The sequence below is a fragment of the Solemya velesiana gill symbiont genome, from assembly GCF_002020805.1.
In the GTDB taxonomy this organism is placed as follows: Bacteria; Pseudomonadota; Gammaproteobacteria; order Chromatiales; family Chromatiaceae; genus Sedimenticola_A.
The window spans coordinates 1-3,388 of record NZ_MPRJ01000117.1 but is presented as its reverse complement, the minus strand read 5'-3'; the positions used below and the strand labels follow the sequence as shown (position 1 = coordinate 3,388).

At 54.4% G+C, this 3,388-nt stretch carries 4 protein-coding genes; 1 reads left to right on the top strand and 3 read right to left on the bottom strand.

Annotated features, from left to right (window positions below):
* Positions 1-122: 122 nt before the first annotated feature.
* From BOW53_RS12470 to BOW53_RS12460, 3 genes are read right to left on the bottom strand one after another with little or no spacing between them, the layout of a single operon-like run.
* Positions 123-614, bottom strand: a complete 492-nt coding sequence (locus BOW53_RS12470; RefSeq protein WP_135607110.1) for a hypothetical protein — start codon at positions 612-614, stop codon at positions 123-125.
* Positions 614-1,657 carry a cobalamin B12-binding domain-containing protein gene (locus BOW53_RS12465; protein WP_078488296.1) on the bottom strand — a complete coding sequence of 348 codons (1,044 nt, stop codon included), beginning with the start codon at positions 1,655-1,657 and terminating at the stop codon, positions 614-616. Before BOW53_RS12465 ends, BOW53_RS12470 begins: the two co-directional genes overlap by 1 nt.
* Before the next feature lie 11 nt (positions 1,658-1,668).
* Entirely contained in the window at positions 1,669-1,968 is a 300-nt protein-coding gene (locus BOW53_RS12460; RefSeq protein ID WP_078488295.1) for an antibiotic biosynthesis monooxygenase family protein, read from the bottom strand.
* A 241-nt stretch (positions 1,969-2,209) separates the two neighbouring features.
* On the opposite strand from BOW53_RS12460, the gene asd reads away from it, so the two are divergent.
* Entirely contained in the window at positions 2,210-3,118 is a 909-nt protein-coding gene (gene asd / locus BOW53_RS12455; RefSeq protein WP_078488298.1) for an archaetidylserine decarboxylase, read from the top strand.
* The last annotated feature ends 270 nt before the right edge of the window (positions 3,119-3,388 follow it).

Sequence of the window (3,388 nt, the reverse complement as noted above, 5' to 3'; positions counted from 1 at the left end):
TGTAGCTCATAAGTGCTTCGTCTCTTGGTCGGGAGAAGCGCCGACTCTACCAGCTGGCCCTTCAACTACCAATTGCACTTATTATCCGAAACCGCCATGATTGAAAAGTTGTGTGTGTGTTATTATCGCAGACTAAGGTGGGTTTTTAGAGATTCCCTCAAGTCGGCATTGAGTTTTTTAAGCTCCCGCTGCATCTGGGCCATCTCTTCGTTCATCTCTAGAACAGAAGCACTCAACCGCTGATACTCATTGATGTCATACTCGGCCACCAGCATGAAAATATTGCCTCTGCGATCAACCGAACCATGTAATGACCGAACAGTCGAATCTTTTTTTCCGATGTTCAGCACACCACTGAAAGAGAGCTCCACTTGGTCAGCGATCGACAACCCTCCCCCCTGGAGCGCGATCAAATCTTCAAAAGTAGGTTGCATGAAGATCTGCCTTATTCCCCCCTTGTCTTGCTGGATCCCGGAGAACTCCAGCAGGGAATTCAGGCCGGCATTGCTGTCAATCAAACGACCATCTTTATCGAACACCCCCACCACGACAGATCCGACATGTCTCAGCATCTCGGGGAAACAGATCCCTGCATCACATGAGAGTGTTTCCACTACATCCCCTCCACCGCTTGCTTCGCATCAGCGAACCACTCATCCGCTCCAATGCCCTGCCTCAGGCTGGGGTAACTGTTGAAAACAAGGCCGCCCACGACAATAACCGGTCTGGAGGCTGCAAATTTTGCCTTGATCTGCGTCACCAGACACGACAGTTCGGTCATCTGCACTGGCATACTGACCGATAGACCGACCATATCCGGCTTGCGCTCATCCACCAGCTGCATGATCGCGTCAGTCGGCGTATCCGCCCCCAGGAAATCCACCTCCCAGCCTGCAACCTCGAACGCGTCGCTTACCACGCGCAATCCCAGCATGTGATGATTTCCAGCCACACAGGCGAACAAGGCCTTCCGGCCATTGGATTCTGCGTACTCTTCATTCATCAGACCTCGGGCCAATATGGTCTGGGAGATGGCGGTTGCCAGGTGTTCCTGTGCTACGGTCACCCTGCCGGACAGCCACAGGTGGCCGACTTCATACATGGCCGGTTGCACGATGCCAACGCCGGCATCCACCAGCTTATGCCCCTGCTCCATGGCCAGCAAAACGACCTGGCCGGCGCGTTGCTGGCTTCCGAGCAAGAGCGCTTCCGTGTAGGCTTGCGCCCCCGGCAACACAAGCGCCCTGGAAGATGACTCAGGCTGCACCAGAGCACCCAGTTTGGAGAGCTGATCGAGCCCGATTCTGATCACCTCTCCCGCGGCCTCGGACAGCACCGGCTTTAAATGCCTATCAAGATATTGCGCGATGAGCTCCAGGGACTCCTCGAGGTGTGAGAGGGGCAGGTTGTGACTGGCAAACACCTCCTTCAGCCAAGCGATGTATTGTTCAAATATCTCCTTTGAGCTGTGCAGAAGTGCCGCCTGCAGAAACTGAAAATGGCATTCCACATCCTGGTGGCACTTTCCCCGCAACTTCTGCTGCACATCCATACCCATTTCGGGATGAGCCTCGAAATAGGCATCGGTGACCGCAACCGCCATGCGACTGACATCCAGGTCAGCGAAATCTTCAGATGTGAATTGTTCAGCAGCCATCACGCCTCTTCCTACTCAGCATGCAGGTGGAAATAACGTATCTCGTTGCTCTTCGGCACCAGCTTCAGACCCTTTGGCATCCAGTCATGGACACGCTTGAACGAATGACTCCTGTACCAGCGCTTCCAACTCGTCTTATCTTGCCAGTAAGTGACCAGCCAGAACTCTTCCGGGTGTTCGCATGGCGTCATCACCTCCAAGCGAACAAAACCCGCCTCACTGTCCACCTTGTGCGGCCTGTTCCTGAATGCCTCCAACACCTCGGATTCCATGCCATTGGCAACAACAAACTTGCTCAGTGCGACAAACATATTTCCAATGCCTTTTTAACCCCGGCTTCTCCTGGTAACACTAGTTCAGAAACGCTTCTCCGGTCGTGTTTTCCACACATAATCCCGGTATCGTCCGATTAACAAAATGCTTAAAAAACCCTAATTCCCACACTCCCTATTTACCGGTATGGCGGTTGCAGGTACCATCTTCAACAATCCCATTCTGAATACGCCTTACAGCTATATGACTTCTTCCCAATCCTCCGGATCAAACGGAGAAATCAGCATCATAGACCGGCTTTTCGCCCTCTTGCTCTACCTGCTGCCCCATCACCTGCTTTCACAGCTGATGTACTGGCTCACCCGTAGCGAATGGGCGCCTTTCAAGGACCGGATGATCAAGGCTGCCATCCGCATCTACGACATCGATATGCGCATTGCCGAGGAGCCCAACCCGGCGAGGTATCCCAGCTTCAATGCCTTTTTCACCCGCGCACTGAAAACCGATGCCCGCCCACTGGCCGATGGGGAAAAGACCATTCTCTGCCCGGTGGATGGTGCTGTGAGCCAGGCTGGTGAAATAGAGGATGGACGTATCTTCCAGGCCAAGGGAAGGGATTACACCCTTGATGAGTTGCTGGGGGGCGACGCACAAATGACCCGGCAGTTCGAAGATGGCAGCTTTGCCACCATCTATCTCTCCCCCCGGGACTACCACCGTATCCACATGCCCCTGGGTGGGAAACTGACCACCATGAGCCACGTCCCGGGACGCCTCTTCAGCGTCAGTCCCTCCACCACCCGTACCGTGCCCAGGCTGTTCAGCCGCAACGAGCGGGTGATCAACCTGTTCGAAACCGAGGCCGGCCCAATGGCCGTGATCATGGTGGGTGCCATCTTCGTCGCCAGCATGGATACCGTCTGGGCGGGTACCGCCGCACCATCCTCCCGGCGGATAAGCCATTGGGACTACACCGGCGCCTCCCCCCAGCCGGTTGAACTGGCCAAGGGTGATGAAATGGGCCGGTTCAACATGGGCTCCACCGTAATTCTCCTGTTCGGCAAGGAGGCCATGAGGTGGTCCGAGAATCTGCAGGCCGGGAGCAAGGTTCAGATGGGCGAGGCCATTGGTTCCTTTGGCGAGGTCGCTGATGAAGCGCCTGCTGAGGATTCATCAGAAGAAGCCTGAGTACTTGGTTGGGAACCAGGTGGTCGAACACTCAAGCTGTGCAGAATGTGCCAAGCAATTCAAAGACCTACCGATTCCCGTCAGGCTGCTTTATTGCTGGCGTAGAGAAATCGTAGGATTCGACTCTACGATTTCCAGTTTCTGCTCAATCCGAGCCGCTGCTTCCGCCAGGTTGTTGATTTGCAGTTAAAACTGACCCAGGTTTTGCATCTAATATTGACCCGCCTAGATAGCCGGATTATGGCCTGAGATTACTTTCTTTTTCCAGTT

Bases quoted from the DNA above. Each gene is read 5' to 3' on its own strand.
- BOW53_RS12465 (WP_078488296.1), bottom strand. From the start codon at position 1,657: ATGGCTGCTGAACAATTCACATCTGAAGATTTCGCTGACCTGGATGTC.
- BOW53_RS12460 (WP_078488295.1), bottom strand. From the start codon at position 1,968: ATGTTTGTCGCACTGAGCAAGTTTGTTGTTGCCAATGGCATGGAATCC.